Origin of the sequence: Pseudomonas sp. CCI4.2 (assembly GCF_034350045.1) — a bacterium.
GTDB lineage: Bacteria > Pseudomonadota > Gammaproteobacteria > Pseudomonadales > Pseudomonadaceae > Aquipseudomonas.
Genome location: NZ_CP133781.1, coordinates 356,268 through 375,000, shown reverse-complemented (window position 1 = coordinate 375,000; position 18,733 = coordinate 356,268). Strand labels below are relative to the sequence as shown.

At 56.9% G+C, this 18,733-nt stretch carries 18 protein-coding genes and 2 rRNA genes (1 of these 20 running past the window's edge); 13 read left to right on the top strand and 7 right to left on the bottom strand.

Going from position 1 to position 18,733, the window contains the following annotated elements:
* Nucleotides 1–559, top strand: a 23S ribosomal RNA gene (locus RHM65_RS01740) (it extends 2,332 nt beyond the left edge of the window).
* 141 nt (nucleotides 560–700) lie between these two features.
* A 5S ribosomal RNA gene (gene rrf / locus RHM65_RS01735) occupies nucleotides 701–816 on the top strand.
* 191 nt (nucleotides 817–1,007) lie between these two features.
* Here the strand turns inward: rrf and mksF are convergent.
* Genes mksF through mksB form a run of 3 tightly spaced genes read right to left on the bottom strand, consistent with a single transcriptional unit; the run spans nucleotide 1,008 to nucleotide 5,807 of the window.
* Nucleotides 1,008–3,836 (bottom strand): Mks condensin complex protein MksF, encoded by a 2,829-nt coding sequence (gene mksF / locus RHM65_RS01730; RefSeq protein WP_322167668.1) that lies wholly within the window; start codon nucleotides 3,834–3,836, stop codon nucleotides 1,008–1,010.
* Entirely contained in the window at nucleotides 3,833–4,537 is a 705-nt protein-coding gene (gene mksE / locus RHM65_RS01725; protein ID WP_322167669.1) for an Mks condensin complex protein MksE, read from the bottom strand. Before mksE ends, mksF begins: the two co-directional genes overlap by 4 nt.
* Entirely contained in the window at nucleotides 4,527–5,807 is a 1,281-nt protein-coding gene (mksB, locus tag RHM65_RS01720; RefSeq protein WP_322167670.1) for an Mks condensin complex protein MksB, read from the bottom strand. The genes mksE and mksB overlap by 11 nt, the downstream gene beginning before the upstream one ends.
* A gap of 143 nt (nucleotides 5,808–5,950) precedes the next feature.
* Here mksB and RHM65_RS01715 point away from each other — a divergent pair, with 143 nt between their 5' ends.
* Nucleotides 5,951–6,748 carry an energy transducer TonB gene (locus RHM65_RS01715; protein ID WP_322167671.1) on the top strand — a complete coding sequence of 266 codons (798 nt, stop codon included), beginning with the start codon at nucleotides 5,951–5,953 and terminating at the stop codon, nucleotides 6,746–6,748.
* The gene (gene rimI / locus RHM65_RS01710) at nucleotides 6,745–7,227 is read left to right on the top strand and encodes a ribosomal protein S18-alanine N-acetyltransferase (protein ID WP_322167672.1); all 483 of its coding nucleotides are present in this window, start codon (nucleotides 6,745–6,747) and stop codon (nucleotides 7,225–7,227) included. Before RHM65_RS01715 ends, rimI begins: the two co-directional genes overlap by 4 nt.
* Before the next feature lie 3 nt (nucleotides 7,228–7,230).
* Here the strand turns inward: rimI and RHM65_RS01705 are convergent, their stop codons facing one another.
* A complete protein-coding gene (locus RHM65_RS01705) occupies nucleotides 7,231–7,653 on the bottom strand; it encodes a serine kinase/phosphatase (RefSeq protein WP_322167673.1) in 423 nt (140 codons plus the stop codon).
* Nucleotides 7,654–7,804: 151 nt separating this feature from the next.
* On the opposite strand from RHM65_RS01705, the gene can reads away from it, so the two are divergent.
* A complete protein-coding gene (gene can, locus RHM65_RS01700) occupies nucleotides 7,805–8,446 on the top strand; it encodes a carbonate dehydratase (RefSeq protein WP_322167674.1) in 642 nt (213 codons plus the stop codon).
* A 17-nt stretch (nucleotides 8,447–8,463) separates the two neighbouring features.
* Here can and RHM65_RS01695 read toward each other — a convergent pair whose 3' ends face one another.
* Nucleotides 8,464–9,855: a diguanylate cyclase domain-containing protein gene (locus RHM65_RS01695; RefSeq protein WP_322167675.1), complete on the bottom strand. Its 1,392-nt coding sequence runs from the start codon at nucleotides 9,853–9,855 to the stop codon at nucleotides 8,464–8,466.
* Nucleotides 9,856–10,107: 252 nt separating this feature from the next.
* Entirely contained in the window at nucleotides 10,108–10,983 is an 876-nt protein-coding gene (locus RHM65_RS01690) for a Kdo hydroxylase family protein (protein ID WP_322167676.1), read from the bottom strand.
* A gap of 490 nt (nucleotides 10,984–11,473) precedes the next feature.
* On the opposite strand from RHM65_RS01690, the gene RHM65_RS01685 reads away from it, so the two are divergent.
* The 5 genes from RHM65_RS01685 to RHM65_RS01665 all read left to right on the top strand — a co-directional run bounded on the left by RHM65_RS01685 (nucleotide 11,474) and on the right by RHM65_RS01665 (nucleotide 15,650).
* Nucleotides 11,474–11,704, top strand: a complete 231-nt coding sequence (locus RHM65_RS01685) for a hypothetical protein (protein WP_322184202.1) — start codon at nucleotides 11,474–11,476, stop codon at nucleotides 11,702–11,704.
* Nucleotides 11,705–11,785: 81 nt separating this feature from the next.
* Nucleotides 11,786–12,262, top strand: coding sequence for a WbuC family cupin fold metalloprotein (locus RHM65_RS01680; protein ID WP_322167678.1), 477 nt, complete (start codon nucleotides 11,786–11,788; stop codon nucleotides 12,260–12,262).
* Between the two features lie 179 nt (nucleotides 12,263–12,441).
* On the top strand, nucleotides 12,442–13,476 hold the full coding sequence (gene hflK / locus RHM65_RS01675; protein ID WP_322167679.1) for an FtsH protease activity modulator HflK: 1,035 nt from the start codon (nucleotides 12,442–12,444) through the stop codon (nucleotides 13,474–13,476).
* Nucleotides 13,473–14,354, top strand: a complete 882-nt coding sequence (locus RHM65_RS01670) for a protease modulator HflC (RefSeq protein WP_322167680.1) — start codon at nucleotides 13,473–13,475, stop codon at nucleotides 14,352–14,354. The genes hflK and RHM65_RS01670 overlap by 4 nt, the downstream gene beginning before the upstream one ends.
* 21 nt (nucleotides 14,355–14,375) lie before the next feature.
* Nucleotides 14,376–15,650, top strand: a complete 1,275-nt coding sequence (locus RHM65_RS01665) for a TerC family protein (RefSeq protein ID WP_322167681.1) — start codon at nucleotides 14,376–14,378, stop codon at nucleotides 15,648–15,650.
* An 18-nt stretch (nucleotides 15,651–15,668) separates the two neighbouring features.
* Here RHM65_RS01665 and RHM65_RS01660 read toward each other — a convergent pair whose 3' ends face one another.
* Nucleotides 15,669–17,336 carry a SulP family inorganic anion transporter gene (locus tag RHM65_RS01660; RefSeq protein WP_322167682.1) on the bottom strand — a complete coding sequence of 556 codons (1,668 nt, stop codon included), beginning with the start codon at nucleotides 17,334–17,336 and terminating at the stop codon, nucleotides 15,669–15,671.
* 251 nt (nucleotides 17,337–17,587) lie between these two features.
* Between RHM65_RS01660 and RHM65_RS01655 the strand changes: the two genes are divergently transcribed.
* From RHM65_RS01655 to RHM65_RS01645, 3 genes are read left to right on the top strand one after another with little or no spacing between them, the layout of a single operon-like run.
* Complete coding sequence (locus tag RHM65_RS01655; protein ID WP_322167683.1) at nucleotides 17,588–17,896, top strand: DUF1272 domain-containing protein; 309 nt, start codon at nucleotides 17,588–17,590, stop codon at nucleotides 17,894–17,896.
* Nucleotides 17,893–18,201 (top strand): hypothetical protein, encoded by a 309-nt coding sequence (locus tag RHM65_RS01650; RefSeq protein ID WP_322167684.1) that lies wholly within the window; start codon nucleotides 17,893–17,895, stop codon nucleotides 18,199–18,201. Before RHM65_RS01655 ends, RHM65_RS01650 begins: the two co-directional genes overlap by 4 nt.
* 37 nt (nucleotides 18,202–18,238) lie before the next feature.
* On the top strand, nucleotides 18,239–18,643 hold the full coding sequence (locus tag RHM65_RS01645; protein WP_322167685.1) for a helix-turn-helix domain-containing protein: 405 nt from the start codon (nucleotides 18,239–18,241) through the stop codon (nucleotides 18,641–18,643).
* Nucleotides 18,644–18,733 lie beyond the last annotated feature (90 nt).

Here is an 18,733-nt window from a genome sequence, read left to right as displayed (position 1 = left end):
ACTGCGAGACAGACACGTCGAGCAGGTACGAAAGTAGGTCTTAGTGATCCGGTGGTTCTGTATGGAAGGGCCATCGCTCAACGGATAAAAGGTACTCCGGGGATAACAGGCTGATACCGCCCAAGAGTTCATATCGACGGCGGTGTTTGGCACCTCGATGTCGGCTCATCACATCCTGGGGCTGAAGCCGGTCCCAAGGGTATGGCTGTTCGCCATTTAAAGTGGTACGCGAGCTGGGTTTAGAACGTCGTGAGACAGTTCGGTCCCTATCTGCCGTGGACGTTTGAGATTTGAGAGGGGCTGCTCCTAGTACGAGAGGACCGGAGTGGACGAACCTCTGGTGTTCCGGTTGTCACGCCAGTGGCATTGCCGGGTAGCTATGTTCGGAATAGATAACCGCTGAAAGCATCTAAGCGGGAAACTAGCCTCAAGATGAGATCTCACTGGGACCTTGAGTCCCCTGAAGGGCCGTCGAAGACTACGACGTTGATAGGTGGGGTGTGTAAGTGCTGTGAGGCATTGAGCTAACCCATACTAATTGCCCGTGAGGCTTGACCATATAACACCCAAGCAATTTGCGATGAAGCAAATTGAGGTGTGTGAAGACGACACAACCGAAAATTCGAAACCCACAGATCTATCACATCCCCATTCGCTGGCACGTGAACTCGCAGGAGGGCACGCACTGGCTACTGAATTTCTTGACGACCATAGAGCATTGGAACCACCTGATCCCATCCCGAACTCAGCAGTGAAACGATGCATCGCCGATGGTAGTGTGGGGTTTCCCCATGTGAGAGTAGGTCATCGTCAAGATTAAATTCCAGAACCCCTGATCGCTTACGCGTTCAGGGGTTTTGTTTGTCCGCAGCAAAAACCTGCCAAGCTAATTCGCAAGCATTGATCACATCCCGTATATACGCTGTAGGAGCGAACTTGTCCGCGAGGCGGCATACCTGACACCGCGCGAATAATTCTTCACCAACAAGTTGGCTCCTACACAAGGCTTAAGCCAGTTCTGGCTCTGAATCAACCACTGCTTTAACCGCGTCATCATGCCGACGGATGTACTTCCAGTCAGCTTCATCAATGTAGATCCCGTTAGGCCCGCTGCCGCCTTCAAGGTCGATGGCTACATGAGCCGAGACCTGCGGCTTCACGCTGGCCAGGATGGGAACAAAGCCGAGTTGCAGACTCGTTTCCAGCAACGCCGCTTGGTTTTTCTCGTCGATATCTGCCGCTTCATCCAAGTAGTAAGGCAGGCGAATGCGTCCAGCCTGATCGCGATCCATCAAGTGCAGCAACAGGTACATGTTGGTCAGTGCCTTGATCGTCATGGTGGTACCGTTAGACGCCGCTCCGTCGATGTCGGTATGGATCACCGGTAAGCCGTTGACTTTGGTGATCTCAAACGCCAGCTCGAACAAATCCTTCAAGCCCAGCTGGTTGTGATTTGCTGCCACCAACCGCGCCAGATACTCTTTGGCTTCTTCGTTCTTATTGTCTTGATCGGCACTTTGACTCAGGTCGAACACTGACAACGTCTCGCCTTCTTCATATTGACCAGCGCTGTGAATGATCTGATCTATGTGTTTCAACGCGTCTTTGTTTGGTGCGAGAACGATACGGAAGCTCGCCAGGTTAGATACTTGTCGTTTGTTTATCTCGCGATTAAACAGTGCCAATTGATGTTCCAGGCTGTCGTAATCGCTGCGGATATTACGTAACGTCCGTGCGATGTCGGTCACGGCGGCGCGGCGCGCTTTGCCGAGGGTAAGCGCTTCGTCCTGGCGATGTGCATAGGCGTTTATCAGCAAGTGCAGCCGCCGCTCCATGTCGTCTTCACTGTCGAACTTAGCAACGCCCTTCAACCGAATCTGAGCGTACAGCGCTTCAATCTGATTATCGGCGCGCTGCAGACTTTGCCAGCTGTCCTGATAGTCATTGAGCAGGGGCAGCAAGTTTTCCAGCGAATCATCAACCACTTCCATAAACGGTGTGCCAAACGGCATGTCCGCAGGCAGCAACTGACGGCGACGTAGCGCGTCATCCAAGGTTCGCTGTTTGGCTTCCATGTCACCGATCTGTCGACCCACCAATTGCAGCTTGGCGGACAGTTGCTGGACGCGTTCGGTGAAGGCGTCGCTTGATCGTTTAAGTTCGTCTTGAGCGGCTTCCATCTGTGCCAGTTGCTCTAGTTTTTCCGGCTCTTCGGCGCTTAAGGTCTGGCTGCGGCGGAAATCTTCCAGCGCCTTTTGTGCGTCCAGTACCTGCTGGTACAGCGCCTCGGTTTGGGTCTTGCTCGCGGCGCGATCGGAAGCAACCGCTTGCTGAACCCTCAACTGCTTGAGTTCTTTTTCAAGACGCTCTTTTTGATCGCGTAACGCCGCGCGATCAGCCAAGGCTTGCAACGCGGGCGGTTCGATGTGTGACAGATTGATCGTCAGGCCTGGCACTTCGAAGCGCTCGCCTTTAAAGCTGTCGAGTATCCGTTCCAGTGACTTGACCCACGCGTCGCCATCATCCAGCGCAATGCCTTGTTCGCCAAGCGGCAGGCTGAACAACGCACTGTTGAACAGACGCATCAAACGCTCAACGTCCGGTTGCGAAAACTCTTCGCGCAGCCGCGCATAGCTATTGTTATCGGCGTGATCGAGCTGCTGCTTCACCGACTTCAGGCGTTTTTCCAGATCGCGCAAACGCTCTTCCAAGTCCTCGGCGCTGAACTGCCGCGACTGGGCCAGCGCGCCGGCTAATTCATCGTGAGCGTCTTTGGCCGCCAGCAGCTGCTGTTCTAGCATCTTGACGTCGTTGACCAGTGCAAAGCGGTTCTTGAGCACCGACAGCTCACCGATCCAGCGCTGTATTCCGCTGATCTCGCGTTCAAGGCGCATCAGTTCTTGAGTGCCGCCGCGCTGATCGTTTTGCAGAGAGTCCTGCTCGTTACGGTAATGCTCGGCGTGAATTACCAGTTCGTCTTTGCGCGCGCTGGAATAGTCTTGCCAAGTGCCTAGCAGTGAATCGAGAAGCGGCGAAATACGATGCAATTTTCCGCGCAATGCTTCTCGCTGTTTAACGCCGGCAGACAACGATTCGACCAACGAACCCGCCAGCACCAGCGCGTTGTAATCCTGTTCCATCCGGCGCACGTCGCGGAAGGCTTCTTCGCATGCGGCAATGTAGTCGACACTGCCCGAGCGCAGGCTGTGTTCGAAGGCGTCCAAAAATAGCTGCTTGAGTTTCGCTGCTGTGATTTCGCGCATGTGCAGCAGGTTGATAAACAGAGCGCGGAACGTCTTTAGACTCTGTTCGCTGGTGGACCGTAAAGGGATCAGCGTCAAGTCCAGCGGGATCGATGTATGGCCGCCCACTAGCAAGCGGCGTAGCTCATCGGGTTTCAATTCGTACGCTTTCAGGCCTTGGCTTTCCAGATTACTGAACAACTCTTTTTGCCGCAGGCAGGTGTCGTTCTTTTGGTAATGCGCCAGGTCCAACTTGCCCGCGTAAGCGAAGAACTGGTGACCGAAACCGCCGCCAGGGCCGCGACCGACCACGCCAATCACGTGTGGGCCGTGGGGTAGGGCTACTTCCACCAGGATATAGCTGGTGTCGGTGGCAAAATAAAAGCGTCGAGATTGTTCGAGGCTGTACTTGCCGAAACTCATGTCTGACATGCGTGCCAGAATCGGAAATTGCAGGGCGTTGATAGAGGCGCTTTTGCCCAAATTGTTTGCGCCGTACACCGACAAGGGGTGTTCCAGCGGGAACAGGCCGAGGCTATAACCCGCCGTGTTTAAAAGTGCAAAGCGGCGAATGCCGTAGCGTTCCTGGCTCATGCATCCATCTCCTGTTGTTCGGCGGCAATGGCTCGCGCCAAAGCTTGCGCTTCGGTTTCTTCCGGCTCGTCGAACGCGGCGAGGTCTAGCGGATCTTCTGTATCGAGCAGTGCGCCGTCGTCGTCTATCAGTATCGGCGTCGGCAATGGCAAGACGCTGTGCAGGCTGGCCGCTAGATCGCGGTCTTGCTGCACCGACAGGCATACATCCAGAAAGCGATGCATCGGCGGCAAGAAACGGTAGATGCCGTTTTCCTCACTGGCGAACCCGAGCTGGGTCATGCGGCGCATGATCTTTTCTTCCAGCTCTTCTTGGGTTTGCACTTCAGCTTGTACGAACAGATCGCGGTATTTCTCTAGTAGCGTAGGTAACTCATCGCGGCCCAGGCTGCCACCGTCCAGCACGGCCACCGGGTCACGACCCTGGTCAGCCAAGTGCTCGACAATAATGAAGGTGAACAGCGCCAATCGTTGCGCGGTCTTGTTGACCTGAGCTGCTGCGAGGTCGGGTACGAAGTAATAAAAACCGCGCGTGTCGCAGACCAATTCGTAGCCCAGGGCCTTAAACAACGTGCGGTATTGATCCTGGCTATTGGACAGCTGCGCGTACAGCTCAGGGTCGCGGCGGCTGACGTGATAGCCCTTCAATAGCTCACGAAAAATCGGCGCCAACTGGGACATTTCGGATAGATCAATATGCATGAGAGGTGCTCGCAGAATTCTCTAGGTGCTCATCTCGGCTAGAGAGCAGGGCGAAGGAGCGCAGGCTGACCTGGTGCTCCTGAGTGTGATAATCGCGACGATCCAGGCGTTCGCGGCTGAAGCGTTTGTCCCGTGAGAGGCGCGAGAACCAGTACAGCAATTCGTCGGTGGGACCGTTCGGTTCTTGTTCCAGTAACCAAACCATCAGGTCGGGCAGTGGCAATGCATCTTCGCAGCGCTCCAGCATTTCTTTAACGGTGCGTGGAGCCCGGGGTGGCTCGCCCTTACGGGTGCTGACGTTGGCCGTGGGAAACTTCGCCGGTTTCGGTTCGAAACGGGCCAAGGCATAGACATAGGCTTCAACCTGGCTAGCACTGCCCAGAAACGTGCTTTGCGGCCGTGTGAACATAGGCATGGCCGCGTGGGGCACCGCATCGATGCCGCGTTTGCGAATCGCCGACAACGCCAGCGCTGCGCCACGGGTCACGGCGTTATGCCGACGCGCTTCTTCGCGCAGCGGCAATAACAGCTCCCGCGCATGGCGCAAGGTCAACTGAGCGCTGGTCTGCATCTCAAGGATGCGCGCATGCGTGCGCAGCAGCATGTCGTCATCCACCAGATGGCCAAGGCGCTGCTGTTCAGTGAGCAGGCGCAGCAGGACGTTTTCGACCTTGCGCACGCCTTGTTCAAACGCGCCATCGGCGTTAACCAACTGGATCATCGGTTCGATGTATTCGTCCCAGGTCGCCAGTACCTCGGCATACCGTTGACGAAGAGGAATCTGTCGGTCGCTGGTCTTGGCTCTTTCGGCCACTGCGATCAACGCCTGTTCATCATTGGCGAGCTTCTTCAGAACATCGCGCACGCGCATGTCGAGCAGGCGCAGTTGACGCGCTAGATCACTGGCGTCGCGAATATCAAAAGCGTCCTGGATGTAACCCGCCAACCGCTCCAAATGGCGCAGGTAGGCTTCAATTTCCAAGCACAAACCCAGGCGATGTTCGTGCCGCAGGTAAGACAGAAAGTCGTGAATCTGAGCGTTCAGTTCAAAACGGTTCGGGCTTTTGGCCACCGGAACCAGAATGTCCAGACGAATCCACACGTCCAGCAGGTGGGTGATGTCCTGCGGCGTGCTGTCCAGTTGCTGAGCCGCCAATTGCAGGCGCAACTCGGTCAGGCTTAACGTGCCTTGGTCGAAGTGTTCGCACAGTGGCTCTAATAACGCCCAGTGCTCGGCAAGGGCGCGCAAGACGCGCTTAGGTTCGATCATCGGATGGCCGGCTGTTGGCAAATAAAAGCAGCGATTGTACTGCATCGGTCGGTCAACATTTCACCCCTGGGTGATCAACTGCGGCGGGAATCGGCGAAGGGCGGTAGAATCCTCATCTTTACTTATCCACAGATGGCCGACCTTTGCTTAATGAGTCCCGCCGCCGCGCTTATCTAAACGCCATGCAGGTGGTCAACTGGCTGCCGCGCACTGCGCTTCCCTTTGCGGCACCTTCGCGCCCGGAATTACTGGCACCGTTGCCTCCGCCTGTCGAACCGGGCATCAAGCAGCTGTCTCCGGCGTCGGTGGCAGTGGCTCCCGCAGCTGTTGCGCTCAACGCCAAGCCGGTGATCGAGCCCCCAAAGGTCGAAGTACCCCGTCCATCCTTGGCCAGCACGCGAAATAACGCCGTGATCGACGTTGCACAAGCAGCATCCGCGCCGATCAAAGCGGCGTTTGTTGCGCCGCCGCGTTTTGCCTTGCAATTGCTCCGGGCCGGCCGTTGTCTGCTACTGGTCGAGTTACCCACAGGCGAAGCGTTTCAAAGTCGCGATCCGGCGTACCTGTTGCTCAAGGACATGCTGCGTGCGGCGGGTTTGCGCGATAGCCCGCGGATCATTGGCGAGCCGGTTCGTTGGCCACTGTTGGTACGTGGGCAGCTTGACCAAGGACCTGAGTCTGCGCGTGATTTCGTCCAAGGCTTCGTTAGCGCTCGTTTGGAAGATGAGCCCTGCGCTTGCCTATGGCTCATTGGTTTGCCGTCGATCAGGTTTGCCGGCGAAGCCAACGCCGAATCTTACAACCGTGAACTGCAGGTCGAAGGGCTTGGCAGCGCCTGGGCCTTGCCAGGTCTGGAACTATTAATGGACGAGCCGCAACGCAAAGCTGATGTCTGGCTAGCCATGCGACGGCTGATGACACGATGGAAGACGATTGAATGACTAACGCTTCGAAAAACACTGGCGCAACGGCCGACTCCTTGACCTTTCGACGTATGACTGAGGCCGACCTGGACGCGGTATTGAAGATCGAATATGCGGCGTTCACCCACCCGTGGACCCGGGGTATTTTCCTCGATGCGCTCAAATCTTATGAAATATGGCTGATGTTCGAAGGCGCTCAGCAAGTCGGCCATGGCGTGATTAACGTCATCATCGATGAAGCACACCTGCTTAACATTACCGTCAAACCTGAAAGCCAAGGCCGGGGTTTAGGGCTGCGCTTATTGGAGCATCTAATGTCCCGTGCCTACGAGCTTAATGGGCGCGAGTGTTTTCTCGAACTCAGGGCCAGCAACCTGTCGGCCTATCGTTTGTACGAAAGTTTTGGCTTCAACGAGATTGGCCGCCGCCGCGATTACTACCCAGCAGCGGGTGGCCATGAAGATGCGTTGGTCATGGCCTGCACCTTGTTCGAGTAACCGTCACTCAGGATTTCGAGGTTGTGGTTTACCGTCCAGCGGATCGATATCCGCCAGTTCGGCCTCGTCCAGACCGTCGCCACCGCCAATATCATTTTCGCCGACGATACTCAGCTCCCAATCCGCCGGAGTGTCGTCGCCCGCTTCGTGAGGTGAGCGCGCTCCGTCCTCGTCGATCAGGGTTTCCGGGCTCATGTCGTCGTCGGTTGAGTGGTGGTCTGAGGTCGAGGCCCCGGTCATTCCCGCTTCTCGGACACGCTCATCGGGGATCTCGTGGGCAAGTTCCTCTTCAGGTATCAGATCGCCGATGCGAGCGGTAGGCTCATCTTCCTCGAAGTGAAGTTCTTCCATTGAACCCATTCGGTCTTCATTATCGTCAATCGGTTCCGGCTGCGGTGAGCCATACGGGCGACGTGATTCAGTCATGGCAATTCCTCGTGTTTTGGGGCCTTATTAACGTTGACCGATCACATCCATGAAGATTCCTTTTGTTCTTTGATCCGGCCGCGGTACATCCACGTGACCTGAACGGCTGTGCGCCAGTCAAAGCTGGGCATCATCTTCGAGGCGTAAACACATGAACGAACTACAAGACCTGATTGACAACAACGAGCGCTGGGCCGATGCAATCAAGGATAAAGACCCGGAGTTTTTCGCCAAGCTGGCTCGCCAGCAAGCGCCGGAATACCTGTGGATCGGTTGCTCAGATGCCCGAGTGCCCGCCAACGAAATTGTCGGCATGTTGCCAGGCGATCTGTTCGTACACCGCAACGTAGCCAACGTGGTGCTGCACACCGACCTCAATTGCCTGTCGGTGATTCAATATGCAGTGGACGTGCTCAAGGTTAAACACATCCTGGTGACCGGCCACTATGGCTGCGGCGGCGTGCGTGCATCGATGCAGAACTGCCAGTTGGGGCTGATTGACGGATGGCTGCGGTCGATTCGGGACCTGTATTACGAAAACCGCGCACCCTTGGCCGCGTTATCGACCGAAGAAGAGCGTGTCGACCGATTGTGTGAGCTGAACGTGATTCAGCAGGTGGCGAACGTCGGTCACACCAGCATTGTGCAAAACGCCTGGCACCGGGGGCAAAAGCTGTCGATCCATGGCTGCATCTACGGCATTAAGGATGGGCGTTTCAAAAGCCTGAACGCCACCATCACTGGTTTCGAGCAGTTGCCGCCGCAGTACCGGTTGCGTCCGTTGGGAGAGTAACGGGATATCGCGTGTGTTCAGGGCTCCACGAGCGGCGACTCGGCGTCGAGCTGGAGGGATGTTGGCAGGCCGTGAGAGGCACCGTTGAGTGTCTTTTTTGCACGGTACATGTCTTCATCGGCGTGCTTGAGCAGCTGTTTACCGTCCACGCCATTCTCAGGGTACAGCGCGATGCCGATGCTCATGCGCGCGCTCATGACATGGCCATCGACCTCTAATGGCTGATCCAGTGAGCGATGGATTTTTTCGACCACGAGCGACGCATCTTCCGCTCGTTGGATGTTCCCCAGCAGCAGCACGAACTCATCGCCACCCATCCGCGCAACGGTGTCTGATTCGCGCACACAGCATCTCAGGCGTCGGGCAATTTCTTGCAGCAGCAAATCGCCCACCGCATGGCCCAAGGTGTCGTTGACCTGTTTGAAGTTGTTTAGGTCGAGGTACAGCAGGGCGAATTGGCTTTGTTCGCGTCGCGCTCGAGTGAGCACCACTTGCAACCGATCATGAAAAAGCCCGCGATTGGGCAGGCCGGTCAATAGATCGTTTTGGGCCATGTGCTGCAGCCGCGCCTCCATTTGCTTGCGGTCAATGGCCGCAGCAAGCTGAGTGGAGATGAATTGCAGCAGCTCAAGATCCTTCTGGGTGTCCCGTAAGCTACCCGCTTCGCTTCTGATGACCAGTGCGCCAATAGTGCCGCGTTGAGCGAGCAGTGGCACGCCAAGCCAACACAGTAAATCGGTCTCCACAACGTTGTTTAACAGCGCGGAAATGGCGTCGGTGGTCTCCGAGTTCAGGCACCGGGATTGTCCGGTACGGACCACCTCGGTACTCAGGATTTGGGCGACGGAGTTCGGCGTTGTCGGCTGGTCCAGCTCATCCATGTGGTAGGCGAAACTCAACTCGCCGGTGTTTTCATCACGCAGGGTTATGGAGAAGCTAAGGGCAGGCAGCAGTTCGCCAACGATCTGATGACTGCGCTGAAACAGCGTCAGTAAATCTTCGGCGGCGTGAGCGGCTTCAGAAATCGAATACAACGCTGCTTGCAAGGTTTCAGCCTGTTTGCGCTCCGTGATGTCACGCGCGACGCCGATCCGCAGTTGATCAAGCTCTGACCAGCGCGCCGACCACATGATGTGAACAACTTTGCCGTCTTTACGCACATAGCGATTTTCGAAGTAGGACTTGGCATTCCCCGACGAGACCTCTTTGGCAACCGCCAGCGTACGTTCGCGATCTTCGGGCAAGACCATATCTATCATCAATCGCCCGACCATTTCCTCAGGGGTATAGCCAAAAATTCGTTCGCACGCAGCGCTGGCAAAGGCAAAGCGGCCACCCGTGTCGACAACGCAGACGGCATCGAGCATCAGGTCGACCAAATTACTCAGCGGCGCGTAGTTTTTCTTCATTGAGGCGGCGACTTATTGAATAGTGAGCAGCCAATATCGGCATTCAATTGGGTAGGCTGCTACAGAAAGTCGTTAAAGCAAAGCACGATCTTTTGGATGTCGTTAGATTAAGTGCTTTGACGCGCAGGGCAGCCGCTTAATGGGGCGCCAAGTGAGCGTTTTCGCCAACTAATGGGGGGCACCGAAGTATCAATAAGACAGCCCGCACCCAAATGGATGCGGGTTTCGATTGCTTGGAGGCGGTTAGAAGGGTTACGCCAGTGTGCGGCCCGTCAGACGTTCTAGCACTCGAAGCGGCGCTTGGGCGGGATGTTGCATGTGTTCGACTGGCAGTAAAAACGTTTGCTCCAAAACGAATTTACCGCTCATGGCTGCATGGGGCACCTGATCGGTGAAGACCATCCAAGTCGTGCCTGAGGCAAATCGATGTTCCTGGTGCGACGGTTGAGTCTGGTATTCCTGATCGGCTTTCATGTGGTCATGCAGACGCAGCATGTAGTGATCGTAGGCGCTGCGCGGGCTTTTGGTGATGCCCAACGCGTTCATCACCGTACTGGCGCCCCACAAAGGTTTTGGCAATGACGCCAAATAGCGCTGTGCAACCGCCTCGAACTGATCGCCAAGCCGCCATACGCGAGGTTGATTCTGCGGATTGACGTTGCTGAAGACACGAAGAATGCGTTTGCCCGACGTCGGTGACGACGGGAAATTATCAACGTGCAACCGAGTGTCATCCTTGCGCCACGAGCTAGCGCGCCCAGAGATCTCCACTGGTCGAAAGCTGGTGCGAGCTTGTTGCAGGCTGTCTTCGTAATGGCCGAGCAGGTTGGTAGTCAAGGTTTTGGTCGACATCGCGAAGCGCGTCATCATCGACTGTAGCTGGCGCTGTTCAGCTTCAGTGCCCTTGCTGCCTTTAAACGTGCCGTTGGCGGGTGTTAGGCTGACGTTCTTGATGCCCTGAATCACAGTGGATTTGAGCAGTGTACGTTCATCCTCACGAACGACGAATGGCAGTTGAGGCAGAAGGACAACATTGCCCGACTCCAACGCCTCAAGGGCGAGGGCTTGGTCGGCACTGCTAATCGGTTGGTCCCACGACCTGATTGGTAGACTGACAATTGCAGTCATGTTACTTGCCTCCGGAGTTACGCTTGCGCTCGCAGTCACAGGGAATGGCTATCGCGTGAGTGCGTCAAAAAAAGTTGCCACCGCCGCTTAGCAGTGATGTAACAAGCTATGTATCATTCGGTGTAGCCTACAAATTAGTCGTGCAAAGGGCAATTGATTTGCCGCAACCCTTTGCAGGATTCGACAGACGTCGTCTGCAAGCAGGCCTTGCCACCGTTGTGTGTTCAGTCTGCGGAACGATCTAAAAGGCCTTTAAGAAACCGAAAAACTCAAGGGCGCTGATGGCCTCTAAACATGGTGAATTATGCCCGGAGTCCTATCATGTATCCTGTGCGACGGCGTAAGTAACGTCTGACTGTTGCGTCAGATGGGTCACTGGCCTTAGAGCGATTCAACAGTGAGGGGTGTGTGTAATGAACGGAAGTGGCCTGACCAAGGATCTGCTCCATCTCAGCCTGTACTTGGTAACTATCGTTATCTGGATGCACCTTTGGCTGATTTGCGTGTTCAACGCCAAAGGGCCCTTAAAGCGTTTTTTGGCGCCCATGCATTAATTATCTGCGTATTGGGTGTTCCGGCAGTGGCCGCGCTGCTGTTCGGGTGTGCGTACGGTATTTTTGGCCGTGAAGGCATGGTCGGTAGCCTGGTCATTGTCGGACTGGGATTCCCCATTGCCGCCCTTATGTTCCTGCGCAGACAGGCTCGACACGCCCACTCGTAATACGTGTTTATCCCGCGCAGCTCTTTGAATGCGCAGACGGGCTGGGCCATAATCGCGCCTTTATTCGTATCGGTAGTCCTTATGAAGCAGATCACCCCCGCCGACCTGGATGCGCTCGCCGCTCAGGCCCAGCAATCATCTCGCCTGCGCGCCAACCGCAATCTTCATGTGGAGCTGAGCGACCCAATCCAGCGCCTGGCAATCGCCATGGAGCCTGGCACTTACGTTCGTGCGCAACGTCACCCCCATACGTGGGAATTGCTCTACCCACTGAGCGGTCGTTTCGTCGTCTTGAATTTCGATGACGCCGGTGCTGTGATCGAGCGCACCGTGCTGGGCGAAGATTGCGCTGTTCTGGAGATTCCTGCAGGTTGCTGGCATGCCGTGCTTTCGCTGGACGTCGGCGGGGTGATCTTCGAAGTGAAGCATGGCCCGTACATGCCCGTTGCCGAAGAAGACTTTGCCGACTGGTCCGGCGCCGAAGGCAGTCCGTTGGCAAGTACCCTTATGAGTTGGTACGCGACGGCGCAGATTGGCCAGCATTTTTCGGGCGTTTAACCTTCAGGACTCAGCGACGCAGGGTATCAATTCTGCTGTTTTCCACTCGGTTTTGGGTCCGGTTTTTAACATGATCCATGTCAGTGACGACGGTCAGCGGTTCAGGTATTCTGCGCGGCTTCGGCGACCCCACCACTTGCGGTAAGGGTCCCAGGTCCTCAATGGACAGGAGCAATTGCATGACCGATAGCCCGGCGCCTGTTCTGGTCGAAGCCACCCATTCGGCGGCGAGCCTGCGCGAACGGATCAATTACAGCATCGCCGTTCTGGATCTCAAAGGACGCGGCTTGTTGTTGATCGGGGGGCTCATCGTATTGGCCTGGATCTTCTCGGGCATTTACAAGGTTCAACCGGACGAGCAGGGCGTGGTGCTGCGCTTTGGTCGTTGGGCGGATACCACTGACTCTGGCCTGCATTACCACTTTCCTTTCCCCATCGAAACCGTGCTGTTGCCGAAGGTGACTCAAGTCAACCAACTGCAGCTGGGCACTGCTAGCACCGCGTTGACGACGGGTAATAGTGGTTCGCGGGACAAACAGATGCTGACCGGCGACGAAAACATCGTCGAAGCCGATTGCACAGTATTCTGGCGAATAAAAGACGCGGGGCTTTACCTGTTCAAAATCAGTGAACCCGAGCGCTCGGTTAAAATTGCCGCTGAAAGCGCTTTGCGCGAAGTCATTGGCCGCACGCCTATTCAGGCGGCTATGTCCGACAAGCGCGCACAAATTGCCGATGAAACTCGGGAGTTGCTCCAACAGTTGCTGGACAGTGAGCAAGCCGGCATTTTGATCACTCAGGTTCAGCTGCAACGGGTTGACCCGCCACCGCAAGTTATCGACGCCTTCAACGATGTTCAGCGTGCGCGTGCCGACCAAGAGCGCGCGCGTAACGAAGCCGAAGCCTACGCTAACGATGTCATCCCCCGTGCGCGCGGCGACGCGGCGCGAATCACCCAAGACGCCGAGGCCTATAAATCCCAAGTCGGTAACCTGGCCGAAGGCGAGGCCAAGCGCTTCCTGTCTGTGTATTACAGCTACGTGCAATCCAAAGACGTCACGGCTTGGCGTTTGTACATGGAAAGCATGGACGAAGTGCTGAAAAAAGCCTCCAAAGTCATTATCGATTCTTCAGGCAAAGGCATGTCCGGCGTAGTGCCTTACCTGCCGCTTTCCGACCCTGGCAAGACCGTGCAAAAGGACGCCAAATCGTGAGTTCGACGCTGAAGTGGCTTCTGGCAGGTCTAGGCATCGCCGTACTCTGGGCCTTGGGTTCATCGGTGTATGTGGTTGATGAAACCCAACAAGCACTGATTATTCGATTTGGTGCGCCCATGGGCGTGGCCGGTGCGCCGGGGCTGAAATTCAAAATCCCGTTCAGTGACTCGCTGGTGTTCTACGACAGCCGTTTGCAAATGCTCACCTCGCCTGCCGAACAGGTCATTCTCGGTGACCAGAAGCGTGTGGAAGTGGTCACCTACACTCGCTTTCGGATCAGCGACCCGCTGCGTTTCTACCAGGCGGTGGGCACCCTGGACCAGGCCAATGCTCAACTGACGCAAATGGTCAGCTCGTCGTTGCGCCGGGAATTAGGCCAAGTGTCGCTGCGGTCATTGCTGTCGGACGAGCGTCGGCCGGAAGTTGCGATTATTCAGAAAGACGTTGCTGACAAGGCGCGCGCGCTGGGCGTCGACGTCACCGAAGTGCGACTGCACCGTGCCGATTTGCCGTTCGAGGCCAGCCAAGCGATCTACGACCGGATGAAGTCCGAGCGTAACCGTGAAGCGAAAGAACTTCGCGCCCAGGGCTTCGAGTGGGCGCAACAGATTCAGGGCAAAGCCGACCGGGACCGGACCGTGTTGTTGTCCGAAGTGCAGCGTCAATCGGCAATTACCCACGGCGAGGCCGACGCCGAGGCTAACCAGGTGTTGTCGGCAGCGTTTAGCAAAGACCCCGAGTTCTACAAGTTGTACCGCTCGTTGCAGACGTACCGGCAAGCGTTGGCCGACAGCCAGCCGATGTTGGTGTTGACCCCGGACGCCGAGTTCCTCAAGCAGTTCCGTTCGGGCCCTGCAACGACGCCCCACAAGTAATGACGCGAGTGATCAAGCTCCATGGTGTTTGAAGGTTTACTGCACGCGCTCAGCATGATTTTCCAGATCGGTTTGCTGGACCTGATTTTGTCTGGAGACAACGCGCTGGTGATTGCGCTGGCTTGCCGTGGGCTGCCGGCCGAACAGGTCAAAAAAGCGGTGATGATTGGCACCAGCGGCGCGATCATGTTGCGCGTCTTGCTGACCACCCTTGCCGGGTGGTTACTGCTGGTCCCTTTTTTGAAAATCGCCGGCGCCGGTTTGTTGATCTTCATCGCCATCAAGCTGTTGATCGAAGAGCGCATGGATGACGACAGCAGCCCTGTCGAAAACGTTACGACTACGTTATCCGGTGCCGTGGCCACCGTGCTGATCGCCGACTTGGTGATGAGCATGGACAACGTCGTCGGTCTCGCCGCCGTCGCGCAAGGCAGTGTGTTCTATCTGGTACTGGGCCTGTTTTTAAGCGTGCCATTGCTGATGTTCGGCAGTATCCAAATCGTCCACGTGCTTCGACTCAATCCGATGTTGGTGTCGGTGGGCGGCGCATTGCTGGGGTACGTTGCGGGCGATATCGCCGTGTCCGACCCAGCAATCGTGGGCTGGGTCAACACCCAGTCTCCAGCGTTGAACGTGATGGTGCCGCTGCTGTGCGCGGCGTTCGTGGTCCTGCAAGCGCGCATCATCCGCGTCCGGCGCACCCAGCTTCCGAGGCCGGCGCCACGCCTGCGGGTCATCGCACCGGTGCCGGAACCCGTGCGGCCGCGGGTGATCGCCGAATCGCCACTCGACAGCGTAATGGCCGTCGCCGTAGTGGCTGCCGTCGAGGTCAGCGAGCCGCTGCCGATTGACGTGCCCGAGGGCCCGTTGGCCCCATTGTCTGAAGCGATCACGCCAACCCCCGCACCCGTGCGCCCACGTCGTACCCTTAACGGCCCGGCACGCATTATATTGACCCTCTGTGCGATCTTTACGGTGAGCTGGCTGGTTTACAGTTTTATCGGCAGCATCGCGAACGGCTTGCTTCCCAAGCCTATGGCTGACAGTGCTTACATTTGCCCCGGTTCGATTGCCACCATTTACTATCGCCCCGGTGGCAGCTCAATCCGCATCGTCACCGGCGACGGTGAAGCGTCTGGTTATGTGAGCCTGCAAAAGATATTGTGGGAAAACCCGACAGCTGCCGTCAGAGATCTTCACCTCTCGCCGCCTACCGAGCTGGAGAAGACCAACAACAATGTGGTGACGGTCAGCGGCGGTAGCTTCTCGCAGATCCAGTGTGTCCGCCCCCATTAACCGCCATGCCTACGCACGTCAGGGATAAAGGCGTTGCGCGACGTTAACGGCGTCATCGACGCTCAGGGCGCATAACGTCTCTATCGGCAATCCGGGAATGGCGGCTCGCACCAACACCTGTTGAACGGGCGGTTTCAGGCGTGCAAACAGCAAATGCTTATCCTCACTGATGAGCGCCGTGCAGAACTCCGTTAACGCTTCCACGCTTGAGCTGTCCAGATCCGGCGACTCTTCCAGGCTGATAATCAAGGTATGCACCGTGTCCCCGGCGGCGGTGATGTAGTTGCGTATCTGCGCCAGAACCCGTTCGGCATTGGCAAAGAACAGAGCCGTGTCGGGGCGCAAAATCAAAATATGGCTAACCGCTTGTGCGTTCGGATGCAGGGCGCGACTGACAAAATCATGACCATGATTGAGCTGGCCGAGTATCGTCACCGATGACTCAGACATCCGTCGCAACATCATCACCAAACTGACCGCGATGGCGGCGAGCAAGCCATCCATCACCCCCAAGGCCAAGACCGCCAGAACTGCGGCGATGACCACCGTTCGGTCACGGTGCAAGATGAAGTTAGGCGCAAAAACTGAGGGCCGCAGTGTGTGGCTGACGGCTTGCACGACAATCGCTGCCAGTACCGGCTCGGGTAATAGCGCGATACTCGGCAACAGCGTCAATACCACGATCAATAAAATCAGCGCTGCACTCCAACCTGCCAGACGGGACGTCGCACCTGCCGCCTCGTTTGCCGACGTCGCCGAATACCCCGCGCCCACCGGCATGCCATGGAACAGACCTGACAGCAGATTGGCGGCGCCCAATGCCAGCAAATCACGGTTGGGCGAAACATTGTCGCCATACTTCATTGCGAAGCTACGGATCGAACCATAAGACTCTGCGTAGAGGATCAGCAGCATGGCGACGCTCAGCTCACCGATGCGCAGCCATTGCGCGTACGACAACGAAGGCAGTGTCGGGGCGGTCAGTTGCAGGTCGATAGTGCCCACCAGACCGACACCATATTGCGCCAGATTCAACCATTGACCGGCGGCAATGCCGATGACGATCACCACTAGGCCTCCGGGCAAACGTGGTATCCGGGCGAACAGCAGCAGAAGCCCCCACGCCACCAGCGCCACTGCCCCAGCAGCCCAATTCCATTGGCCGATTTCGCCAAATAATTCCGCGAGGAAACGCACTAGGTCACTGTGTTGCGGGTGAACGCCCACCACACTGGCGACCTGTTTGAAAATGATCACAATCGCCAGGCCGAAGGCAAAACCGCGCAACACCGGCTTAGCGATAAACGCCGACATGCTGCCTGCTCGTGCCAGCCCGGCGAAGGTGAAAAACAACCCCGTCACGAGGACCAACGCTACCGCAATCATCAGCCTCAGGCCGTTGTCCGGTCCAGCCATGGTAGCTGAAGCGGCGGCCAGCACCGCCGCTGAAGACGAGGTGGCGGAAACGATAGCAAATCGACTGGTACCCATTAAGCCGTAGCACACCAGCCCGGCGAACAAGGCAATGACCCCGGCTTGTGGGGGCAGGTTGGCGATACTCGAGTATGCCACCGCTTCTGGCAGCAACAAGCCCGCCAGCGACAATCCGGCAATGATATCGGGCCATGAAACACGGTCTAACAGGCTGGTTTTACCGGGATTTGAAAGGGGAGCGGGTGTTGACATCAATGTCGCCTCAATCACGCCATGCCGGAAGGCAAAATACGCGGCCATTATGAGCCACGCGGGGCCAGCAGGGACGGCTAAGTTACGCAAGAATTAGCCTGTTTTTGAGGCGTTAACGGCGATGTCCTAAAGTGTTCGAAACCGAGCCGGTTTTGGCTGGAACATACCCGGATGTTGACGAATAATGGCGCCATGGCCGAACCAGCCTGTGGGTCGGCTGATGGGTAACTTTTAGCGTTATGGAGACTTCCATGCTTGAACTCAGACCGAGCTGCGAACACTGCAATGTTGCACTACCTGCCGACAGTGCCCAGGCGATGATTTGCTCGTATGAGTGCACGTTTTGCGCGGACTGCGTGGATAAGGTGTTGGGCAATGTCTGCCCCAATTGTGGTGGCGGCTTTGCTCCGCGCCCGGTTCGTCCGTCCCATGTCGATGTCGGCGGCAGTACGCTGGCTCAGAACCCCATGAGCGCGGTGGTTCGGCATCGTCCGGTCGATCCGCCCACGCAAGCCCAGTTGATCGCAACCATTGGCGCCATCGCTGCAGAACATCGATGACCCACGACGGCCAGTTGCTTATCGAGGTCTTGTTCGTCCTTTTGCCGGATAGCGTTCTGTTGGATTGGGCTGGCCCGGCGCAAGCGTTTCGGCTGGCTAACCAGTCCCTCGGACGGATGGGCAAACCTCCCAGTTTTGCGGTCCGAGCGGTGGGGCCGCAAACGGAGATGCGTTCTTCGGTTGGTATCATGCTCGCGCACATTGAGCCGCTGCCGCAAACCCTGCGTCATCCCACCTGGATCATTCTGGTTGGAAATACCGACGAAAGCTTCGCCCCGCTCAACGCAGCCTTCGGTTTACTCTAGTGCGGGTATTACCACCGGCATCGACCTTGCGCTACACATGGTCGGACAGGTCTGCGGCGCACCGCTGGCCGCCCGCATCGCTGAAACCATGGTCGTTGCGTTACGCCGAGGTGTGGACGACCCGGCTATTTCTCCCTTTCTGAAATATCGACACCATATGCACCCGGCGTTGCATCGCCTGCAAGACGCAATCAACCAAACCCCTCAGGCAGACTGGACGCTGCAGGCCATGGCCGCCGTCAGTTGCACGTCGTCCCGACACCTGACGCGCTTGTTCGCCCTTCACTCCGGCATTTCACCGCTGCACTACCTGCGCAGCATCCGCTTGGCGGTGGCTGAGATTGCGTTGATGTCCGGAAAAAACGTCACACAGGCAGCCGAGATAGCCGGGTTCAAATCGGACACGCAATTACGCCGCAGTCGCCGTAGCGTGGGCGGTTGATTACCTAAAGAAGTCTGGTTCGCTGCGTTGGAAGTATGGTGTCCATCGGCCGATCAAAATAGACTGGCTCGCAGACCATAAGGGGCCGAT